At 62.1% G+C, this 21180-nt stretch carries 19 protein-coding genes; 12 read left to right on the top strand and 7 right to left on the bottom strand.

The features are described from left to right. Positions 1 to 224 precede the first annotated feature (224 nt). Positions 225 to 1388: an N-methyl-L-tryptophan oxidase gene (gene solA, locus ACYPXD_RS32430; RefSeq protein ID WP_459721933.1), complete on the top strand. Its 1164-nt coding sequence runs from the start codon at positions 225 to 227 to the stop codon at positions 1386 to 1388. 18 nt (positions 1389 to 1406) lie between these two features. On the opposite strand, the gene ACYPXD_RS32425 is transcribed toward solA, so the two are convergent. Beyond that, positions 1407 to 2024 carry a 2OG-Fe(II) oxygenase gene (locus ACYPXD_RS32425; protein ID WP_459721930.1) on the bottom strand — a complete coding sequence of 206 codons (618 nt, stop codon included), beginning with the start codon at positions 2022 to 2024 and terminating at the stop codon, positions 1407 to 1409. 342 nt (positions 2025 to 2366) lie between these two features. On the opposite strand from ACYPXD_RS32425, the gene ACYPXD_RS32420 reads away from it, so the two are divergent. Then, positions 2367 to 3374, top strand: coding sequence for a Gfo/Idh/MocA family protein (locus ACYPXD_RS32420; protein ID WP_459721927.1), 1008 nt, complete (start codon positions 2367 to 2369; stop codon positions 3372 to 3374). Between the two features lie 15 nt (positions 3375 to 3389). On the opposite strand, the gene ACYPXD_RS32415 is transcribed toward ACYPXD_RS32420, so the two are convergent. Then, complete coding sequence (locus ACYPXD_RS32415) at positions 3390 to 3893, bottom strand: hypothetical protein (RefSeq protein ID WP_459721924.1); 504 nt, start codon at positions 3891 to 3893, stop codon at positions 3390 to 3392. A 231-nt stretch (positions 3894 to 4124) separates the two neighbouring features. Here ACYPXD_RS32415 and ACYPXD_RS32410 point away from each other — a divergent pair, with 231 nt between their 5' ends. Next, the gene (locus ACYPXD_RS32410) at positions 4125 to 4889 is read left to right on the top strand and encodes a tetratricopeptide repeat protein (RefSeq protein ID WP_459721920.1); all 765 of its coding nucleotides are present in this window, start codon (positions 4125 to 4127) and stop codon (positions 4887 to 4889) included. 15 nt (positions 4890 to 4904) lie between these two features. Here the strand turns inward: ACYPXD_RS32410 and ACYPXD_RS32405 are convergent, their stop codons facing one another. From ACYPXD_RS32405 to ACYPXD_RS32395, 3 genes are all read right to left on the bottom strand, one after another. Beyond that, entirely contained in the window at positions 4905 to 6056 is a 1152-nt protein-coding gene (locus ACYPXD_RS32405; protein WP_459721916.1) for a PepSY-associated TM helix domain-containing protein, read from the bottom strand. A gap of 58 nt (positions 6057 to 6114) precedes the next feature. After that, complete coding sequence (locus ACYPXD_RS32400; protein WP_459721913.1) at positions 6115 to 8250, bottom strand: TonB-dependent receptor family protein; 2136 nt, start codon at positions 8248 to 8250, stop codon at positions 6115 to 6117. A gap of 380 nt (positions 8251 to 8630) precedes the next feature. Beyond that, on the bottom strand, positions 8631 to 11369 hold the full coding sequence (locus tag ACYPXD_RS32395) for an MGH1-like glycoside hydrolase domain-containing protein (protein ID WP_459721910.1): 2739 nt from the start codon (positions 11367 to 11369) through the stop codon (positions 8631 to 8633). A 338-nt stretch (positions 11370 to 11707) separates the two neighbouring features. Here ACYPXD_RS32395 and ACYPXD_RS32390 point away from each other — a divergent pair, with 338 nt between their 5' ends. The 3 genes from ACYPXD_RS32390 to ACYPXD_RS32380 all read left to right on the top strand — a co-directional run bounded on the left by ACYPXD_RS32390 (position 11708) and on the right by ACYPXD_RS32380 (position 14258). After that, the gene (locus ACYPXD_RS32390; protein WP_459721906.1) at positions 11708 to 12142 is read left to right on the top strand and encodes a GNAT family N-acetyltransferase; all 435 of its coding nucleotides are present in this window, start codon (positions 11708 to 11710) and stop codon (positions 12140 to 12142) included. 81 nt (positions 12143 to 12223) lie between these two features. Continuing rightward, complete coding sequence (pdxR, locus tag ACYPXD_RS32385) at positions 12224 to 13657, top strand: MocR-like pyridoxine biosynthesis transcription factor PdxR (RefSeq protein ID WP_459721903.1); 1434 nt, start codon at positions 12224 to 12226, stop codon at positions 13655 to 13657. A gap of 121 nt (positions 13658 to 13778) precedes the next feature. Then, a complete protein-coding gene (locus tag ACYPXD_RS32380; protein ID WP_459721901.1) occupies positions 13779 to 14258 on the top strand; it encodes a carboxymuconolactone decarboxylase family protein in 480 nt (159 codons plus the stop codon). Positions 14259 to 14298: 40 nt separating this feature from the next. Here ACYPXD_RS32380 and ACYPXD_RS32375 read toward each other — a convergent pair whose 3' ends face one another. Continuing rightward, positions 14299 to 14988, bottom strand: coding sequence for an FMN-dependent NADH-azoreductase (locus tag ACYPXD_RS32375; RefSeq protein ID WP_459721898.1), 690 nt, complete (start codon positions 14986 to 14988; stop codon positions 14299 to 14301). A gap of 117 nt (positions 14989 to 15105) precedes the next feature. Here ACYPXD_RS32375 and ACYPXD_RS32370 point away from each other — a divergent pair, with 117 nt between their 5' ends. The 6 genes from ACYPXD_RS32370 (at position 15106) to ACYPXD_RS32345 (ending at position 19884) form a co-directional block, all read left to right on the top strand. Then, on the top strand, positions 15106 to 15516 hold the full coding sequence (locus tag ACYPXD_RS32370) for an ester cyclase (protein WP_459721894.1): 411 nt from the start codon (positions 15106 to 15108) through the stop codon (positions 15514 to 15516). Between the two features lie 95 nt (positions 15517 to 15611). Further along, entirely contained in the window at positions 15612 to 16190 is a 579-nt protein-coding gene (locus tag ACYPXD_RS32365; protein ID WP_459721891.1) for an NnrU family protein, read from the top strand. A 15-nt stretch (positions 16191 to 16205) separates the two neighbouring features. Continuing rightward, positions 16206 to 17168 carry a BMP family ABC transporter substrate-binding protein gene (locus tag ACYPXD_RS32360; protein ID WP_459721888.1) on the top strand — a complete coding sequence of 321 codons (963 nt, stop codon included), beginning with the start codon at positions 16206 to 16208 and terminating at the stop codon, positions 17166 to 17168. Positions 17169 to 17198: 30 nt separating this feature from the next. Further along, the gene (locus ACYPXD_RS32355; protein WP_459721885.1) at positions 17199 to 18539 is read left to right on the top strand and encodes a sensor histidine kinase; all 1341 of its coding nucleotides are present in this window, start codon (positions 17199 to 17201) and stop codon (positions 18537 to 18539) included. Positions 18540 to 19171: 632 nt separating this feature from the next. Continuing rightward, complete coding sequence (locus ACYPXD_RS32350; RefSeq protein WP_459721882.1) at positions 19172 to 19351, top strand: hypothetical protein; 180 nt, start codon at positions 19172 to 19174, stop codon at positions 19349 to 19351. A gap of 206 nt (positions 19352 to 19557) precedes the next feature. Further along, on the top strand, positions 19558 to 19884 hold the full coding sequence (locus ACYPXD_RS32345; protein ID WP_459721879.1) for an H-NS family nucleoid-associated regulatory protein: 327 nt from the start codon (positions 19558 to 19560) through the stop codon (positions 19882 to 19884). Between the two features lie 22 nt (positions 19885 to 19906). Here the strand turns inward: ACYPXD_RS32345 and ACYPXD_RS32340 are convergent, their stop codons facing one another. Further along, the gene (locus ACYPXD_RS32340) at positions 19907 to 20569 is read right to left on the bottom strand and encodes a chalcone isomerase family protein (RefSeq protein ID WP_459721874.1); all 663 of its coding nucleotides are present in this window, start codon (positions 20567 to 20569) and stop codon (positions 19907 to 19909) included. Positions 20570 to 21180: the final 611 nt, after the last annotated feature.

The raw sequence follows: 21180 nt of genomic DNA, 5'->3' as shown, positions 1-21180 counted from the left end.
CATGCCGATCTGGTCTTCGCCAGGTTTGCCGGATGGCGTGCTTTCCGAGGTGGCGGGACGGGTGAGTCAGCGGCGGCTGCCCGGCCGCTTTCTTGAGCCTGCCCGCGATCGCGGATGCGATTCTTTTCCTGCCGTCGAATGCGGTACGTGGGCCCGCTATCGACAGTTCCGCGCGAATTGCGGACAATCGAAGCACTTGACCGCACGGCACGCAACAGAATCTCATGCAGAATTCAACGGCAAACAAACACACATTCGACACGCTCATCGTCGGCGCAGGATCGATGGGCATGGCAGCCGGCTATTATCTGAGCCAAGCGGGAAACAAGGTATTGCTGATCGATGCCGGCAATCCGCCTCACGATACGGGCGCGCATCACGGAAGCACGCGCCTTATCCGTCACGCGTACGGCGAGGGCGCGGCGTATGTTCCGCTCGCCTTGCGTGCGCAACAGCTTTGGCACGAGCTGGAACAGCAAACGCATACGGCCATCTTCGCGCGCACCGGAGTCACGAATATCGGCGTGGCGAGCGACCTATTCCTGCAAAGGGTCCAGCAAAGCGCAACGCAGTATGGCTTGCACGTAGAAACGCTAAGCGGCGTCGAGGCGGGCAAACGCTGGCCGGCATGGCGGCTTTCCGCCGAGCAGCTGGTGTGCTTCGAACCCGGTGCCGGCGTGCTGTTTTGCGAGCGCGCGATCCGCGGCTATCGCGAACTCGCGACCGCGCTCGGCGCGACGCTGCTGCCGGATACGCAAATCACGCGCATCGAGGTGCACGATCAAGGCAGGGTCAGCGTCTTGACCGATAAGGGCGAGCAATTCACCGCACGCGACATCATCGTATGTGCCGGCAAGCGGACCCGTCAGTTGCTTGCGCCGTTAGGCCTCGACGTTCCCGTTACTCGCGTTCGCAAGTGCTTCGCGTGGTTCGAATCCGCGCAGACGGTCTTTACGCCGGACCGGTTTGCGGGCTTTATCGCCGAGTCGGCCGTCGGTCATTTTTATGGTTTTCCCGACGTGGACGGCAGCGGCCTGAAGATCGGCCGCCATGACGGAGGCCAGCCTGTTTCCGCGGATGCACGACTTGTTCCCTTTGGCGATGAGCCATCGGATCTGGCCGACCTGCAAAGTTTCCTGCAATTGCATTTGCCGGCTGCGGGCAAGCTGCGCATGGGCAAGGTCTGCGAATACGATATGACGCCCGATACGGATTTCATCATCGACCGCGTCGCCGCTTGCCCCAACGTGCATGTCGCAACGGGATTTTCGGGGCACGGCTTCAAATTCGCCAGCGCGATTGGCGAGGCGTTGGCCGAGCGCATCGTGCAAGGCGAGAGCCGCATCGATCTTTCGATGTTTTCATGCGAGCGCTTTAGCGACGGCTAAGGCCGCGAGGACAGCGTATCAAGCGCGCCGCCGCGTGAACCACCCCGCGATCGATAGCCGGTTACGCGTCGTGAGCAGTACCTCATGTTCGACATCGGCCGACAGAAACACCACGACGCGCCCGCCCTCCGGCGCGATGTCGCGTGTGCCGCCATCGTCGCCATGCAAACGCAGCGCGCCGCCATGCTCGGGTTGCCATTGTTCGTTGAGGTAAGCGATCACCGTCATGACGCGGCTATCGTCGTTGCGAAACCGGTCGCGATGCCGCACATACGACGTGCCCGGCGCGAACCACGCGAAATGCCCTTCGTAGTCGCCGAGCCCCGCGCATAGTTCGCGGTTCAGCGCGAGCCGCAACGCGTGTATCTGCGCGAGCCAGGCATCGCATGCCGCCGATTGCCCCGCCTTGGTCCAGCAGATGCGGTCGCCGCGCACCTCGGGTCGGCACGCGCGCGCTGCGCCACGGCCGACTTCCGCGGCGCAGAGTGCACCGGCGTGCGCCAATGCGCGGCATTCCGCTTCAAGCGCGCGCGTTAGTGCCGCCGGGAGAAAGTGCGGCTGATCCGACCAGCCTTGCCGGTGGAGATCGTCCGCAATTGCGCGATGACGTTCGGCCACACATGCGTCGATATTCACGGGCCATTCCGGACGGAGCAAGACGCGAACCTTGACAGGGATGCGAAGAAAAAGCATTCGAAGCGGTTCGCGCATCGCCGCACCTGCGATACGGAACCGGTCGATCGACCGCGCTTCGAATGAACGTGCAACTGAGTCTATCCAAGCCTCTTCGCTGCAACGTCATTGCATCATTGAGCGCATTGCGGGCTTGCAAAATCGGCGGCGCGTTTCGCTAATAACGCGTTAATTTCAGAGCCGCCTTGCATCGGTGCTCAGTGTAGACTGGGGCCTCTGGAGCGCGCGGTCCCGGGTGCTCCCGTCCGATCCATTTTTCACCTACGGAATTCGAAAGGGAACGTCATGGCAAAAGATGAGATTGTCTGGGGAGTGCTCGGCGCGGCCAATATCAACGACAAGGTCGTCGTGCCGATGCACAAGGCGCCTAAATGCCGCGTAAAGGGCATCGCCTCGCGCGATCCGCAGAAGGCGAAAAGCGCCGCCGCGAAATATGGTCTTGCCGTCGCGTATGACAGCTACGAGGCGCTGCTGGCCGACCCCGACATCGACGCGGTCTATATTCCGCTGCCCAATCATGTTCACGTGGAATGGACGATCAAGGCTGTCGAGGCAGGCAAGCACGTGCTGTGCGAAAAGCCGATCGGCCTCGACGCCGCGCAAGCCGAACGCCTGATCGCCGCACGCGACAAAAGCGGAAAGGCCATCCAGGAAGCCTTCATGGTGCGCACGCATCCGCAATGGCTGAAAGTGCGCGCGTTGATCGAAGAGGGGGCGATCGGCGAACTGCGCGCCATATCGGGCGGCTTCACCTACAGCAACACGGACCCGAACGATATTCGCAACCAGGCCGCGATTGGGGGCGGCGGATTGCTCGATATCGGTTGCTATCCGATCACGACGTCGCGCTTCGTGACGAGGCGCGAGCCGCGCCGCGTGGTGGCGATGCTCGAGCGCGACCCGAACTTTAAAACCGATCGTCTCGGCTCAGTGCTGATGGATTTCGACGGCGTGCAGGCGAGCTTCTTCTATTCGACGCAAATCCACGGCTATCAGCGCATGCAGTTTCACGGCACGCAAGGGCGGATCGAGGTCGAAATTCCGTTCAACGCGCCCAACGATCGGCCGACGCGTCTGCTGGTCAGCGAGCGCACGAGCGATGGCGGCAGCGAGGAGCGCTGGCTCGACATTCCGGTGTGCGATCAATATGGCGTGGCCGCCACGGTGTTCGCGGAAGCGATTTTGAGCGGCGGCCAGCAGGCTATTCCGCTTGAAGATGCACGCGCGAATATGCGCGTGATCGATGCGGTTTTCCGTTCCGCTCAAACGGGCGCATGGGAAAGCATCGCTTAAAGCGGCTATCGCGGCTTATCGCGGCTTCGCGTACCCGCTTTCTATCCACTCCGATGCGCTCTTTACCGACAGTTTGAAGGTCGGCGCGACGCGTATCTTTGCGAGCGATTCGCCGGATGCGTTTTCGGCCGCAAGCACCGCATGCGGGTCGTCTTCGTCGGGCACGATATCGAGCGTCACATTGATGCGGTCGTTCGCCGTGTCGACCCAGACCTGCTTGTGAAGTTGCGCATGCAACTGCTGCTCGTGGCGGCGCAGCACTTCCGATGCCGTCTTTACCAGCGTATTGAAGGCGGACACGTCGAGCGGCTTCGGGTTCTTCTTGTCGCGGCCCATCGTCCAGGGCCCGACGAGCGCCGGTTCCGCTTCGCCTTCTTTCGTCATCTCGACGGCCCAGCCGTCGTCCTCTTCGTTCTTGATCACACGGCACGTCCATCCGTTATCGCGCCAGAGGCGGTCTTCGTGAACGACGTCATCGGTATCGGCAGTGTCGTGCGAGGAATCGGTAGCTGAGTTCATACGGATTATGCGGTGGGCGATGAATGGATGCGGCGGCGGCTCATGCCGGATGTGAGGGGCTATTCTACGCGACTGGCGACGGCGCAGATCGACGCGCGCATGACTGCCCGGAGCGGGGCGTCAGCTATTCGCTGGCAGCATCGAAGCAACGCAGTAGAATGGCGCTCGTCCCAACACGACCTGCGCGACGAGCCTTTCGCATGCGACGACCGGCTCGAACGTCGAATCTCTATGTCCTATTTCGGAATCGGTCTGCACGTCATTATCGCCATCGGCTTTGCGATCCACGCCGTGCATACGCGTCAAAATATTTACTGGCTTTTTATTCTTTTTGCGTTTCCGCTACTCGGCAGCCTTGTTTATTTCTTCGCCGTATGTCTGCCCGCCATGCGGCAGTCGCGCAGCGGCTACGTGGCGTCGCGGGCGATCTCGCAACTCGTCGATCCCGATCGCGCGCTGCGCGAGGCGCGGGCCGATTTCGAGCGTGCGCCGACGGTGCAGCACAGAATGCGCCTCGGTGCGGCATTGCTCGAGGCCGGACGCGCCGGCGAAGCGCTCGAACAGTATCAGGCGGCGGCCAACGGCCCGTTTGCCGACGATCCTGGCCTGTTGCTCGGCCTCGCGCAGGCGCAATTCGCGGTGGGCCAAGCTGCGGCCGCGGACGCGACCTTGACGCGTCTTTTCAACGCCAACCCGCAGGCCCGCAACCAGGGCGAGCCGGCCTTGCTTTACGCGCGCACGCTCGATGCGCTCGGTGCGCCCGGCACCCGCGCGGCTTACGAGGCCGCGCTCAGGTGCGCGAGCGACGCGGCGCCCCGATGCCTGTTCGCCGACTGGCTTCTCAAGCAGGCCGATCAGGCGGACCGCGAAACGGCGCGCAGCCTGTATGCCGAGATCGTGCAGGACGCGAAATACTGGCCGCGCCACGCGAAGGAACACAATCGCGAATGGCTGCAGCGCGCGCAGTCGGCGTTGGCGTCGATGCCGGCGCGGTAAGCGCCGGCGCAGGCATCAACGCACATCCCGCCCGTCGCCGGCGGGCACGCGACTCGCGCGCCGCGCGCTGCGCATCGCACGCCGGCGCCACCAGAGCCACAACCCCGTCACCGCCATTCCCGCAAGCGTCACGCCGTTCACCATTACGACGCCCTCGAGCACCGGCCCGCCCAGCACACCGGTATGCAGCGGATAAACGACCGCCACCGCTCGCGCGCCGATATCGAGCCTGTTCCATCGCTGTGCCGCCAACACCTTCCCGCTGACTGGGTCGACCCAGACCCATGTGCGCCCGTTCGGATGCGGATCGTCGGGAAGATGCAGCCGCACGTGCACGGGCAGGTCGGCTTTAGCCGGTACCTGGACCAGATAAACGCGGCTTTGCGCAAACGCGGCGCGCGCCGCATTGACGAGCGTATCGAGCGGCAGCCGCGCGCCAGAGGCGGTGCTCGATGCTAAAGGCAGCGCCGGCGCACGCATCGGCTTTGCACCGCTTAACGTCGTGACAACACCCCTTAGCGGCTGCCAGGCCATATAGGCGCCGGTCGCGACTGAAACCGCGATCAGCACGCCAAGCGCCGCGCCGGTCACGCGATGCAAATCGAAGAGGCTGCGAACGAGCCCTTTGCGCAACGCGATGCGCCAGCCCGACTGCCCATTGCGTGGCCACCACAGGATCAGACCTGTCGCGAGCAACAGCAGATAACAGAGCGCGATGATCGCCAGCACGGATCGGCCGAAGTCGTCCATGAACAGCGAACTGTGCAGCTTGAACAGAAAGTTGACGGCACCTTCGTTCTCGCCACGCCGTCCGAGTTCGGCGCCGCTAAACGGATCGATATAGACAGTGCCTTGCCACGCGCCGCGCACGAGCACCGACAGACTGTCGTCCGCATTGCGCGGAGGCAGGAACGACAAGCTCGCTTGCTTGCCGAATTCGGCGCTGAGCGTTGTCCGGATCGCCTCGAGCGGCAGCGTCGAACGACGGTCGACGCCTGTCGCACCGTGAGCGACGACCTTGAACAGTTGCGGATGCAACTGTTCGTCGAGCGGCGGTGCAATGACGAGCAGCGCCCCGGTGAGGCCCATCATGCCGAGCGCCCAGCCGAGGCTCAGGGCGAACCATCGATGAGCGCTAAGCCAAAGGTCACGCAGTCGCCGCATCATGCGCATACCCCTTGAGCTGAAGAGAAATCACCGTGGAATCCGCATTGCGCCTTCCGCATCAGTAAACAAGATGTGCTTGCACATAAACCATGCGCGGCGCGCCGACCATTCGCCCGGCGTTGCCGTCCACGTTGCGCGTGTAGTACCGCTTATCGGCGACATTGTTGATGCCGACTGCGATATCGCTGCCTTTCCAGTTCGGAATCTTCCAGTCGGCCTGGAGGTCCCAGACGCGAAAGCCCGGCACGCGGCCGACGCGTGCATCGGGCGTTTCAGCCACGGTGTTCGCGGCATTGGAGTACTGCGAACTCTGGTGCGTCGTCGAGACGTTGAAGGTCCACGCATTGAGCGTATAGCGCAAGCCCATCGTGTCGGTGATGCGTGAATAAAACGGCACGTCCTTGCCGGCGTTGACGCCCTGCAACTGGATCGCCTTGGTGTACGTGAAATTCGCGTAGGCATCGAGGCCGCGCAGCACGGTGTCTTCGCCGAACTCGTAATCGATCGCTGTTTCGACGCCCTGGTGGCGCGTTTCGCCGATGTTCTGAAACAGCGGCGGCTGCGTGCCCGCGATCTGCTCGATCTGGTTATCGAAGTGCAGGTTGAAGGCGGTCACTTCCGCATGCAGATTGCGGCTCGACCAGCGCGCGCCGACTTCATAGGTCTTCGCGACTTCCGGCTGCAGCGGGTTCGTTGCCGATAGCGAATTGAGCTGCAGGTTCTGCACCGGCCCGAACGACGTGCTGTAGTCGGTGAAAAGCGTCAGCGCCGACGTCAGCAGGTACGCGACGCTGATCGCAGGCAGCCCGCGATTGTTATTGTTGTCGAATGACCGATTGGTGGCGTCCTCGATACGCGACGATTCGATATGCTCGAAGCGGATGCCCGGCGTGATGCGCCAGCGCTCGTACGCGATGCGGTCGTCGATATAGACGGCGTTCGCATCGGTCGAATTGTCGAACTTCGCGGTCGCTCCGTTAAGACCGGTTGCGATCGACTGGTTGAAGCTCGAATCGTCGCCGCGTTCGCGCACATAGCGGTAGCCGACTGTCACGTCGTTGGTGGTCGGCCCGAGCCGGAAGCGCTGCGTAAAGCGCGGCTCGATACCGAACACCGAGTAATTGCGCGGCTGGTGCTGCAATTGCGTGCTGGTTGAATTGATCAGCACGCTGTTGCGGTAGCTCTCGTTGTAGAAGGTGCGGATTTCGAATTCCTGCGTCGACGAGATCGTGTTCAGGTAACCGATATCGAACGCCTTGCGGTTACCTTCCCAATAGTCGGTCGGCCGTGTGTTCTGGAACGGGTCCTGATTGAACTGCGCGACCGTGAGGCCGCCCGGCGTGCGCGATTTGACGTCGTAGTACGAGAACTTGCCGTCAATTTCGGAGGTCGGCGTCAGTTCGTAACGGTACTTGAGCTGCAGATCGTTGAACCAGTCCTTGCTGCCTTCGCGCCAGTCGCGGCCTTGCTGGCCCGAGTAAAGCAGCGCCACGCCGAGTCCGTTGTCGAGCTGCGTGCCGAGGAACGTGTTGTATTGCGTATTTTCGCCGCCGCCTTCGGTGTAGATGTTTTCGCGCACCGAGGCATCGGCGGTCAAACCGGCCTTGTTCGGAATCGAGCGCGTTTCGAAGTTGATTACGCCGCCGACGTTTTGCGGCCCATAACGCACCGAGCCGCCACTGCGCACGACGTCGATCGATTCGATATTGCCGAGGCTCACCGGCGCAAACGACAGCTGCGGCTGGCCGTACGGCGCAAACGCGAGCGGAATGCCGTCGAGCAGCACCGTCGAGCGCGGTGTATAGCGTCCGGTCAGGCCGCGCACGCCGATGTTCAGCGAAATCGAACTGCCGGCCGTGCCCGAGTTGTCGGTCACCTGCACGCCCGGAATGCGCCGCATCACATCGCCGATGCTGGCCGCGCCGCTTTGCTCGATTTCTTTCTTGTCGACGATATCCCTCGCGCCCGCGAACGTCTTCACGCTGTTCTGCAGCCCGGAACCGAGCCAGTCGCCCGACACCGAGATCGGGTCGAGCACCGTCGTTTTGTCGTCCTTTGTACTGCTGGCTTCTTTCTGAGGCGCGGCGTCGTCGGCAAACGCGGCGCCCGGCACGGCGAAGTACAGGATGGCGGCAGCCGCCGCGTAAGGAGTCAGTTTGCCGATCGGCGCGCAGCGTAATCCAGCTAAAGCCATGATTTCCGGGGTTCCTTCGCTCAGCGAATGCGGCCCGCGCGGGGGCGCGGACTGTTACGGAATGTTTCCGTAAAAATTGAGACCGCATTCTAGTTGCGAATCGTTGTCATTTGCAACTGTAAAAATATGTAGGCGAAAAGATGGCTTGTGATGCGAAGAAAGCGTCCGGAACGCGACGAAAAATCGCGCGCTACGGGCAAATTCAGGTGACTTCCGAGGAGAAGGGCCGCTTACGACAACCAGGCAGGAGTCTTTTGGAATGATTTTGAAAGGCGAAAGGCAGGGACGAACGTCCGTTCGTATACGGACCTTATCGCCGGCAAGAGGCGAGGCTAGGGCAGTGCCCGACCCGGCACGGGTACGCGCATGGGTGAAAGGCCTTACGCCGCGCGAGCCGGTTCCGGGCTCACGGGCGCTTTGCCCATCTGGGTCATCACGCGCATGCGGTCATTCTCGAGCGCAAACGGTGCGTCGATCCGTCCGAAGAGATCGATCATCGGCGCGACCAGGCCCGTCCACCCCGTCTGGTGGCTCGCGCCGAGGCCTGCGCCATTGTCGCCGTGAAAATACTCGTAGAACAGAATGAGGTCGCGCCAGTGCGGGTCGCTCTGGAATTTTTCGGTACCGCCATAGACGGCGCGGCGTCCGTCCGTGCCGCGCAGGAAGGTCGAGGTCAGGCGGCGAACGATTTCCTGCGCCACCTCGAATAGCGTCATCTGGCGCCCGGACCCGGTCGGGCATTCAACCCTGAAGTCGTTGCCGTAGAAGCTGTACAGATTCATCAGCGCGCGCACGATCAGCAGATTGACCGGCATCCACACGGGTCCGCGCCAGTTCGAGTTGCCACCGAACATGCCCGTGTTCGATTCGGCTGGCAGATAGTCGACCGTGTAGATATGTCCGCCGACGTCGATCGAATACGGATGCCTCAGGTGATGTTGGGAGAGCGAACGGATTCCATGCGGCCCAAGGAATTCGTTCTCGTCGAGCATGTAGCCGAGTACCCGTTCGAGTTTGCGCTTGTTGAGCACTGACAGCAGCCTGCGCCCGTTGTAACCGATGAAACTGCCGTCAGTCGGTGCGACCTGTTCGATCAGCTCCGGGTAGCGCTGGCGAAACTGCAGGATCAATTCCATCAGCTTCGGATAGCGCGCCACGGATGGCGCCTCGAATACCGTCGATGCGCACAGCGGCAGCAAGCCGACCAGCGATCTGATCTTCAGACGCATCGTGTGTCCATCGGGCAGCCGCAGCAGGTCGTAGAAAAAGCCGTCTTCCTCGTCCCACATCTCGTCGTGATGCTCGCCGCGGCGATCCATCGCATAGGTAATCCACATGAAATGCTGGACGAACTTGAACGCGACCTCTTCGTACATCGGGTCGTATTCGATCAGATTGACCGCCATCTCGAGCATGCACTGGCAGTAGAACGCCATCCACGCCGTGCCGTCGGCCTGCTCGAGCGATCCGCCGTTCGGCAGCGGCGCGCTGCGGTCGAATACGCCGATATTGTCGAGACCCAGAAAGCCGCCCGCAAACACATTGCGGCCCATCGGATCCTTGCGATTGACCCACCAGTTGAAATTGAGCATCAAGCCCTGAAACGAGCGTTCGAGGAATCGCGGGTCGGCGCGTCCCAACTGTTTTTCGTACTTGTACAGCCAGAGCGTTGCGGCGGCATGCACGGGCGGATTCACGTCGCCGAAGTTCCATTCGTATGCGGGAAGCTGACCGTTCGGATGCACGTACAGGCTGCGTAGCATCATCAGCAACTGGTCTTTCGCGAAGTCGAAGTCGACGAGCGCGAGCGCGACCGTATGAAAAGCGAGATCCCAGGCTGCATACCACGGGTATTCCCACTTGTCCGGCATCGAAATGATGTCGGCGTTCAGCATATGAAACCACTCCGCATTGCGCACGTTGCCGCGGTTGCGATCGAGCAGCGGGTGGCTGCCGTGTTCGCGCAGCCACAGCTCGAGATCGAAGTAGTAGTACTGCTTGCCCCACAGCATGCCCGCGAGCGCCTGGCGATGGACGCGCCGCTCATCGTCGGTGAGCGTTGCCGGCGTGATGTGTTCGTAGAATTCGTTCGCCTCCGCGATGCGCGTGTCGAACGTCGCGTCGAAGCTGCGGAATGCATCGGCGGGGCGCGCTGCGGTGAGTCGCAACCGGATGGTGGCGCTGCCGCCGGCGGGCACCTCGCGCATGTAAAGCGCTGCGGCCTTGGTTCCCGTTCTGGCGGGATTCACTGCGTCGCGTTGCCCGGAGACGACATACGAATGAAATGCGTCCTTCACGTAGGGCGACGGATTCGGCTGATTCCACAGACGCTCTGCATTGCTCTCGTTTTCGGTGAAGAGCAATTCCGCTGCGCCCTCGCAATAGAGCCAGTATTCACCGAGCGCGGCATGCTCCGCGCGAATCACGCCTGTGCCCGCCTCATGCAGCGTCGGTTTGTAGTCTTCTTCACCCCACGACCACGTATTGCGAAACCACAGTGTCGGCAACACATGCACCGGCGCGGCTTGCGGGCCGCGATTATAGGCGGTGATGCGCACGAGCACGTCGTCCGGCGTGTCCTTGGCGTATTCGATGAAGACGTCGAAGTAGCGGTTGTCGTTGAAGATACCGGTGTCGAGCAGTTCGTACTCCATTTCGTCGCGCGAGCGCCGCTGGTTAGTCTCGACGAGATCCCGATACGGGTATGCCTGCTGCGGGTACTTGTACAGGTATTTCATGTACGAGTGCGTGGGCGTGCTGTCGACGTAGAAGTAATATTCCTTCACGTCCTCGCCGTGATTGCCTTCGCTATTCGTGAGGCCGAACAGGCGCTCTTTCAGGATCGGATCCCGCCCGTTCCATAACGCGAGTGCGAAGCACAGGCGCTGGTGGTCGTCGCACAGTCCGCCGAGTCCGTCTTCCCCCCATCGGTAGGCGCGCGATCGCGCATGGTCATGCGTAAAGTAATTCCACGCATCGCCGTTGTCGCTATAGTCTTCGCGGACCGTTCCCCACTGACGTTCGCTCAGGTAAGGCCCCCACTTTTTCCACGGCACTTGCGCTTCGCGTGCTTCGTTCAAACGCGCTTGCTCCGTTACGTCGACGATGACCGGGCACATGCATTCCTCCGTAACGGCTGAATGACGATCTCTAAACAATGTAGGTGTCGTCAGTGCTCAAGGCAATAGGATGTTCGACGGGGTTGCGGTCGTGAAGACATCAAGGCGTTCATGACCGACTTCCGTGCGGCCTTTCCGGATCTCAACTTGCGGGGCGTTACGGACCCGCGGCCGCGCCCGTCTTGGCCCAAAGAACAAGTCCGATCTTGGACCTTTCGCCATACCGCCGCGCTGCGGAAAAATAGGCCAATTCAGTTTGCCAAACTAACCAAGGTCACCAGCGGCGGTCCGGGTTAGTCGCACGGAGCACGCTACACGGCCGCTTCAAGGGAGTTCTCATGAGCCAGGAAATCGACATTCGAATCATCGAGCAGGCCGCGGACATTGCGGCTTGCTATGAAGTCATGGCCGAACTGCGTCCGCATCTGAAAGATGCCGACGGGTTTGTCCGGCAGGTGATGCGCCAGCGCGAGCGCGGTTATCGCCTCTCCGCCGCGTGGAGCAAGGGCCGCGCGATCGGGGCGATCGGTTATCGGCGGCAGGAAAACCTGATGTACGGAAACTTCGTGTTTGTCGACGACCTTGTCGTGCATCACGACTTCCGCAGCCACGGGATCGGCGCGCAACTGCTTTCCACGGCGCGCGACTACGCGCGGGAACAAGGCTGCCGCCAGTTCGTGCTCGACACGGGCCTGCATATGCCGCACGCACAGCGTTTCTACTTTCGCCAGGGGCTGCTCGCGCACGCGATGGGCTTTACCGAGGTGCTTTGAGCGCGCATCGATCCTTAGCCGATTTGCATGAGCCGCAACTGTCGGTCAATATGACGGGATCGTTTGCTATGCGCGCGCCAGATGAACCCGTCGACGACCGCCGTCAAGGCCAGCCCCATTTCGCCGTTGGATCCGGCGGAGGCCGCCCCGTTCTATCGCCAGATTTACGATCGGTTTCGCCATGCAATCGCGAGCGGTGTTCTGAAGCCTGGCGATCGCATCCCATCGGCACGTGCGCTGACCGAAGAGCTCGGTCTGGCAAGAGGCACGATCGAGGCCGCTTATTCCTTGCTGGCCGCGGAAGGCTATGTCGTCGCGCGCGGCCAGGCCGGCACGATTGTGACGCCGGGTCTCAAGCCACGCATGCCGGCTTCAGGCGTGCTGCCTGAGTCTCGCGGCAACCTGTCCGCGCCCGGTGCCCATTTCAATGGGCTTTTGCCGTTCCAGATGGGTCTGCCGGCCCTCGATGCGTTTCCGCGCAAGATCTGGGCGCGCGTGGCCGCACGCAGCGTGCGGGCGATGCAGGCACCCGATATGGGCCACCCGTCCACTGCCGGCCTGCAGGAACTGCGCACCGAGATCGCGGCCTATCTTCAGGTGTCGCGCGGCATCAACTGCACGCCCTCGCAGGTTTTCATCACCTCGGGCTACCGGCATACGCTCGAGCTGATCACGTATGCGCTGTTGAAGCGAGGCGACAAGGTGTGGCTCGAGAACCCCGGCTATCCCCCTACGCGCGCGCTGTTCGGCAAGATGAATCTCGCAGCGGTCCCCGTGCGCGTGGACCACGAGGGCATCGACATTTCCGAGGCGCTTAAGTCGGCGCCGCGGGCGCGCGCGGCGGTCGTCACGCCCGCGCATCAAAGCCCGCTTTGCGTGTCGTTATCGTTGCCGAGGCGCGTTGCGCTGCTCGACTGGGCAACGCACAACAATGCGTGGATTATCGAAGACGACTACGACGGCGAGTACCGCTATGTGAGCCGTCCTTTGCCTGCGCTAAAAAGCCTCGACCGCGACGGCCGGGTGCTTTATGCGGGCACCTTCAGCAAGGTGCTTTTTCCAAGCCTGCGGCTCGCGTATCTCGTCGTGCCGGACGCACAGGTCGAACGCTTCGAGCAGACCCTCTACACGTTCTCGGGCGGCGGTCCCAACCTCACGCAGGCGATCGTCACCGCCTTTATCAAGGAAGGACACTTCGCGCGCCATATTCAACGGATGCGCAAGCTCTATGCGGAGCGACGCGAAGCCGCGGCGGCGGGGCTTGCCGGCGTGCTCGGCAAACATATGCAGATCGAAGCGCAGCCCGGCGGAATGCATCTGGTCCTGCGCCTGAACGGCCGGCGTTCGGATCGCCGTCTCGCCGCGCGCATGGAGGAAGAGGGCCTGTTTGCCTCGGCGCTGACGGACTGGACGATGGGCAGCGATGCAATGTCCGCCCTGCTGGTCGGCTTTACGAATATCGATTCGGCCCAGACCGCGGAGCAACTGGCGGCGCGCATCCTGAAGCTGCTCTAGCCGCGAACCGTTGACACCCCGGACAATCATGGCCTGGTGCCAAAGCACGATCATGGTTCTTCCCGGCCAGGCCATGAACTTGCATCATCGAAGTCCTTCGCTATTACATTTGAGGACCACCATGAGCAACCGGATCGACTACGCAAATGCATCGCCCGCAGGCTACGAGGCGTTTGGGAATGTACACGTCACGCTGCAGAAATGCGGCTTGCCCAAGAGCCTGATCAACCTCGTTTACCTGCGCGTTTCGCAAATCAACGGCTGCGCGTTTTGCATCGACATGCATTCGCGCGATCTGCTTAAGGCGGGTCTCGAAGTCGATAAGCTCGTGCTGGTGCCGGTCTGGCGTGAAGCGGGCAACGTGTTCACGGCGCGCGAACGCGCCGCGCTCGCGTGGTCGGAAACCGTCACACGGGTGGTCGAAACCGGCGTTCCCGATGCCGACTACAACGCCGCCGCGGCCGAGTTCAACGACAAGGAACTCGCTGACCTGACCTACGCAATCGGATTGATGAATGCGTTCAACCGGCTTGGCGTGGCATTTCGTCCCACGCCTGCCGCCGCGGCTAAAGCGAATAGCGCCGCGGCCAACGCGAGCTGATCTCACGCGATGTTGGGCGCGTTCGCTTGGCTTCGGATCGTCAGCATCCTTCGGTTTTAAGACTTTCTACGCGATGTCGCGGCGCCGCAGCGGCGCCGGCGGGCTCCGCGACGGGCTGGCGCACGCGGTACGTCGAGAAATACGCTTCGATGGCCTCATGCGCCTTGCACCTTGCTTCGGCGACCACTGCTTCGCTCATCGTGGTTCCCTCGAGGGAGAAGAAGGTCACATTGTGGAGGCCGATGATGCCGAAAACGGCCTTGAGATACGGCGTCAGAAAATCCGGTTGACGCGCGTGGTCGCCCGAATACCGGCCACCTGAAGAGATGGCGACAAACACCGGCCGGTCGCGCAGCGTGCCGACTTTCCCTTGCGGCGTCACATTGAAGGTGTGGCGAACCCGCACCACGTGATCGATCCATGCCTTTAGCGCAGAGGGCACGGTGAAGTTGTGCATCGGCGTGCCGATAACGACGATGTCGGACTGGTCCAGTTCGTGAATCAGCGTGTTCGACTGCGCGGCCGAGCCCTCCTGGGACCGGTCGCTGCGCGAATGCATCGACACCGCGAGAGCTTCGTCGATGTGCGAGAGGGCATCGTCGCTGAGGTGCCGGGAGATGAGGTGCGCCGACGGGTGCTTCAGAAGCAGGCGCTCGATGATCTTCAGCGATAGTCGATGGCTCTCGGAGGCAGACCGGCGAGGGCTGCAACTGACATGCAGAATCTTCATCATGTATCCGGTAGGGGGGTGCGAAGCCAGTCTACAAACCGCGCGGTTCGAGTCCAAGAGCCATGAACCGCTTTTGGAATGGGTCCATGATTGCATGACGACACAGGAGCGCACGCCATGGCCGATATCGATCTTGCCGACATTTACCGCCGCTACATTGCCTGTCTGAACGCACAGGATTGGCCATCGCTGGCGCAGTTCGTCGATGACGGCGTGAAATACAAGGGCCAGCGCATCGGCTTATCGGGTTACCGCCGGATGCTGGAGCGCGACTTCCGCGACATTCCCGATCTTCACTTCAGGATTGAATTGCTCGTTGCCGAACCGCCCTTAGTGGCAAGCCGCTTGCAGTTCGATTGCGCGCCCGCGGGCATGTTTCTCGGGCTGCCCGTTCACGGCAAACGGGTGTCCTTTAGCGAGAACGTGTTTTACGAGTTTCAGGCGGCGAAGATTGTGCAGGTATGGTCGATTATCGACAAGGCAGCCATCGAAGCGCAGCTACAGCAACGAAGCAGACAGGGCAGATAGGGCAATGAACGAGCCGCTAGCGGGCGTATTGGCATAACTGCGATCATGCGAGACAATCGCGGCGATTTATCGGCATTCGACACATGGAGCCTGCGATGACGGTTTTGATCCTGGGGTTGCTGATATTCCTTGGTGCGCATTCGGTGCGGATCTTCGCCGAAGACTGGCGCGAGGCGCGCATCGCCCAGATGGGTGAAAAGCGCTGGAAATCCGCGTATTCGATCGCGTCCATTGTCGGACTCGTGCTCATTATCTGGGGTTACGCTATCGCGCGGCGCGAGCCGACGGTGCTCTGGTCGCCGCCGGTATGGGCGCCGCACCTCGCCGCGCTGCTCACGCTGATCGCATTTATCCTCTTTCCGGCCGCGCATATGCCGGGCAATCACTTCAAATCGGCGCTCAAGCACCCGATGGTCATCGGCGTCGCGCTGTGGGCGTTCGCGCATCTGGTCGCGAACGGAACACTCAACGCGCTTGTCCTGTTCGGCGCGTTTCTGGTCTGGGCGATCGTCGATTTCGCGGCTGCCCGGCGGCGCGATCGCGCCGCACGGATCGAATATCCCAAGGGCACGCTGTCGAGCGATGTGAAGGCCGTGGTAGCCGGCGCGATTGCATGGGTGATCTTTGCGTTCTTTCTGCATGGATGGTTGATCGGCGTTAAGCCGTTGGGCTAAAGCGGAGGCTAAGACATGATCGCCGGCTATCCAAAGCGCATCGGCGACGGCCAGCCGGGGCAGCGCGTCTCGCGCCGGTGCTTCACGCATGCACTGATCGGTCTCGCCGCGTTCGGCGCGATGGGCGCGATGGGCGCGGCGGAGTCTTCCAACGGCGCAGCGGAAGGCAAAGCGGCGCATGGCTTTAGCACCGTGCTCTTTATTCCGTCCGGCGGGGACGATCTCAGCTTTAGTGAGGCCGCTTATCGTGGATACGCGGCGTTGCGGCGCGAGGGCTATCGTATCGAGGTCGTGCGCGATGCAGACAGCCTCGGCGAACAGCAGATACTCGCGACGATCGGCGCGCGCCATGCGGCCGGCGCGCGCGGTTTCATTCTGGCGGGCTCGGAACTGAGCGCGGCGACCACGGCCGCGGCCGCACGTTATCCGGGCGCATTTTTCGCGACGGTGGCCGGCTCGGCGCGCGGGCCTAACGTCATCAACTATTGCGTCGACTGCCGGCCGCTAGGCGGCGCGCTCGCGGGCCAGGTCGCCGCGAGCAGGTCCACGACGAAGATCGTCGGTTTCGTGGGCGGCGTCGAATCGGTCGATGGCGTCGAGGCAAACCGGTTCAGGCAAACCGTGCTCGATGCGGCGCCCGATGCGAAAGTGCTGATCGACTGGACCGGCGATTGGGGTGACCGCCAGCGCACGCGGGAATTGACCGAACACCAGATTCGCGCGGGCGCCGATATCGTCGTCGCCGACGCGAACGACACGGTCATCGCGGCTGCTTCGTCTTGCCGGCACGTCAAGGCGATCGGCTGGATGACGGATGCGTCGTACCGCTATCGCAACGTCGTGGCGAGCGTGATCGTCGACATGAGTGTGATTTTCCGGCGCTTTGTCGACGATGCGGCGGCCGGGCGCTTTACGGGCGGCGATTATGTAGTCGAGGAATCGGACAATGTATGGAAGATCGTCTGGCCGCGTCGCTAGCGGTCGATATCGTCAGCGGAGCCGTGCGGCATGAAATCGCTCAAGAGCCGAATTATCGGAACATTGGTCGTGCTGTTCGCCGCAGTCGGCGTGGTCGACGCGTGCATCACGTACTGGCTGTCGATGCGGCATATCGACGAACTGCTCGACGTGCATCTGCAGGGTGCGGCCGTCTGGCTCGCGGCCGGCAGGGTGGGCACGATCGGCACGAACGGCCCGCCGCAGCATTCGATCGACGGCTTCGTCGGGCAAATCTGGGAAGCAGGGCGCGCGACGCCGACCGACAATACGGACCCCGAAGTCACATTCAATCGCAACGCCCCCGCCGGTTACTCGGCCGCACGGATCAACGGCCATCGCTATCGCATCTATACGCTCAGAAAGGACGCGGACGGCTTGACCTATCAGGTCGGCCAACCCGTGTCGTATCGCGAGCAGACTGCGGAACGCGCGGCAATCGAAAGCCTCGTGCCGACCGTTTGCCTGATCGTGCTCGTCTGGATTGCGATTCCGCTTGTCGTCAACGCCGCGTTCGCTTCGCTCGGACGCGCGAGCTCGGATGCGGAAGCGGTCGGTATTAGCCATCTGACGCCGCTCGACGTGTCGCATGTGCCCGACGAAGTGCGTCCGTTCGCCGATTCGATCAACCGCATGATCGGGCGTCTGCAGGTCGGCATCGACGGCGAGAAGCGTTTTATTGCCGATGCCGCGCACGAACTGCGCACGCCGATCGCGGCTTTGCAATTGCGCATCGATAACCTTGAAAATGCGTCCGATACGAACGCGCGCGGCGAACGTCTGCGCGAACTGCGCGAAGCGATTGTGCGCACGGCGACAATGATCCGGCAACTGCTCGAACTCGCGCGCGCGGACGCGCAACCCGATCCCGGCGCGGCATCGGATAAGGTCGACGTGCGTCAGATGGTTCAGGCGCTCGTCGCGGACCTGCTGCCGGTTGCGGATTCGCGCTCGATCGATCTTGGCGTCAAGCGCTTCGAAGCGGCACATGTGCGGGCGCACGCGGGCGAATTGCGCATGGCCGTGCGCAATCTCGTCGAAAACGCGCTGCGCTATACGCCCGCCGGCGGAAGCGTGGATATCGACGTATTCGAAGATCAGTCGGGCGCCATCGTGCGTGTCACCGACACAGGCCCCGGCATTCCGGAGGACGCGCTGGGCCGCGTCTTCGACCGCTTTTTCCGGTTGAACTCCGAAACGGTCGAAGGCAGCGGCCTCGGGTTATCGATCGTGAAGTCGGTGGTGGCGAAGCACGGCGGTTCCGTTTCGCTCGAGAACCGGCGCGACGGTCAAAGCGGCCTGATCGCCACGCTCGTGTTGCCGGCGCGCGCGTCGGCCACGGTCGAGGCCTGAACGCGGCTTCGGCCGGCACTCGATACTCCGGCTGCGCCGCACTCGATTCGACGGCCTGCAACGTCGCTTGCGCGCGTTCGACCGGCGTCGGCGAGTCGAACCGGGAGCGAAGCTGCGCGCTATCCAGCGCGCGGCAGCTCAGCTTGCGCACCTCGCTGTCGGCGTGAAAGTCGACGGTTTGCATATCGCGGCCGACAGGCACGCTGGCGCGAAAATCGGTCGATGCGATCGCGCTCGAATCGACCTGCTCGAGCCCGCTCAGGTCGAGCGTCGGGCCAGCGACGGATGTAAGTCCATCGATTGAAGAATGAAATACGTTGGAAAGCTCTTTGAGTGCGGTTCGATTCGGTGCGCCTGGCGAGCCGCTTATTGGTCTGCGTGCATTCAACGTTTATTACTAACGGCAGACTTTTCCTGAAACTTGAGTGAAAGCGAATTCGAGCGGACCGTTCGCGCGGCGCATGCATGTCATTGCCGGAACAGGGCTTTGTTGCGAAGCAGCATCCGGCGGCGGCAGGCCGGGCAGCGTTTCACCGGTCACACCAGGTAACACCTGTAAGTGCAGGCGAAACCTGGCAATGAGGGCCCGGCACTAGACTTGAAGCGTCTATTTCAATTGGCGGGACAAGCCGATGACACGCCTCCTTATTGCTTTCACTCTGATCAGCGGCCTGTGCGGCTGCGTCATTGCGCCGCCGGGCTACGGTTATGGCTATGGATACCCTGCGCCGGCTTATTATGGCTATGCGCCAGGCTATTACTACGGGCCGCCGGTTAGCGTCGGCATCAGCGGCAGGTTCCATATTCACTGATGCCGCGGTGTGCGCGAAGCCGGGATGCATGCTGGCGCCGGCGCCGACTGATGTGCCGGTTGCGACTGATGTGCCGGCTGCAACAGTGTTTTCGGCGAACGCAACTCGACGCGGCCATTGCGGATAGCGATACTTTGCTCACCGCACAAGCGCCTCTCAAGACGGCGCGACGAGTCGATCAGAAAGACATCTGGAGGTCACGAAAAATGGATGAACGTAAACGCGAAAGCATGATTGCCTATCTGCGCCGCCGTATGGCCAAGGTGGGGCTGAAGGCGGCCGACATTGCGGCCGCGCTCAAGGAAGACCAGCTGCGCCAGAAGTCGGTGCGCTATCGCAGCGCATTCGGCGACACGTGGGACGGCAAGGGCAGCATGCCGCAATGGCTGCAGCAAGCGACGAGCGCTGGGCAATCGTTGCAGCACTTTGCCGTAATCGGATCGGAAAAGCCGGCTGCGCAACGCCGCCCGGCTGTCGACTGGAGCAAGGACCCGTTTGCGGGTACGCGGCTCGCCACGGCGCCGCGCGCCTGAACGACTGGGTAGCGTTATGCGCCTAGCTGCCTGCCTGGCCGCCGCCAAGCAGCTTTGTTCGTAGCGATTTCGCGCGTGTTTGCGGATCGAACCAGATATTGAAGAACGCGCGCGCGAATTCAGGGTCTTCGATCGTCGCCGTCGGTGCGCCATTCGCAAAGAAGCGTACGCCGGTCCCCGGCAAAAACACGCCGCACAGCCAGTCGCCCGGTGCGACATCGACGAACGCCTTCAGCATGTCGTCGCGCCAGCGCGCGATGAGCGAATCGGGCAACGGTGTCGGCGCAAGGCGCTTCATTTCATTCAGGCCGAGCGTGGCGAGGCGTTCGCGCGTTGCGGACGTGGTGTACGTCAGTTGCAGCGCGAAACGGTTATCGAAGCTGACCGGTAGACGCGCGCTCCATAGCTGCGCATCGTACAGATGCAAGCCGAGAAAGCGATACTCGCCCGAGCCCGAAAACTGGGCGGCGGGGATTTCCGCGTGGCAATCCTGAGCGGCGAGTGCCGTGCCCGACGTCACGGCGCACAGGCCGGTTACGCAGGCGATGGAGGCGACGGCGAGCGCGATACGCCGGCCCATGGCGCTCAACGCGCGACGCGGCGCGTCGGGCCGCATTGCAACGGCTTCCTGCGGGCCGCCGGCGACTGCGTGTAGGGCGCCTTTCTGTTGGTCAATCGGTTTCACTATTCCGGAGTTCCGTATCGTCGCGGGCCGGTTGGGGCCGGCATCGGCGCTCCATGCGGCGGGCATGCTCATTCGTCTGAAAAGAAGCAGAAAGCCAAATGCCGAATTTTAACCGGTAGTGCGCGTGCGTCCGTACAGAAAAATAATGGAGCCGCGTGCCGTGTATGTGCGCCGACTCACCATCGCGAGAGGGGCGCTTCATTTCAGGCATCCTGCCTAATACGGAGAATCGGCGGAAAGTCGGAATCGGTGGAAAGTCGGCAGCGTATCGGCGGGGTGTCGGTGCAACGTATCTGATCTTTTATACGGATGCCGAAGTTTATCGGTGACGGGTCGATCAGGTGAAGTCGCACCTGGGCGGATTGACGCGACCGGTGTGAGCGCACGCACGGATCATCGGGAGCGCAAGCATTCACTGCGGCCGGCTTTGCCTACGTTTTCTTTTCATTCGCAATCGGCGCATGGTCCCGTTGAAAACACGAAAGGCGCAGCCGATCAACATTACGCGTTCATCGCAATGCGCAGGCATGGCTATTAAAGCGATGTTCCCGTTGAAAGCCATCGCTATTCCGATCTTGAACACCTGAGACAAAGAAGCAGGACTAGTTCAA

Source organism: Paraburkholderia sp. 2C, assembly GCF_054589215.1.
This window is presented reverse-complemented; position numbering and strand designations above follow the sequence as displayed.